The organism is Psychromonas arctica (assembly GCF_038155225.1).
Classification (GTDB): Bacteria; Pseudomonadota; Gammaproteobacteria; order Enterobacterales; family Psychromonadaceae; genus Psychromonas; species Psychromonas arctica_B.
Genome location: NZ_JBAKBA010000466.1, coordinates 1 through 208, shown reverse-complemented (window position 1 = coordinate 208; position 208 = coordinate 1). Strand labels below are relative to the sequence as shown.

At 41.8% G+C, this 208-nt stretch carries 1 pseudogene; it reads right to left on the bottom strand.

Annotated elements, in window-relative coordinates:
• Nucleotides 1-208 (bottom strand): annotated as a pseudogene (locus V6255_RS19105) (hypothetical protein); the annotation flags it as partial.

Genomic DNA, 208 nt, shown 5'->3' with positions numbered 1-208 from the left:
CCCGAACTCAGTTAAGTCTTCATTATCTTTCCAGCTAGGCTCTTTAGCTGCATCCTGCACTTCTAAGACCTCATAGGTATTAACCACTCGCTCACAATATAACGCGTGATGACCTTCAGAATGAGTGCTTTTATTCCCTTTATCTCGAGCATGATAAATTTCTTTACCTCCCTCGCCACCACTTAATACCCCTTCCATTTCAATATCA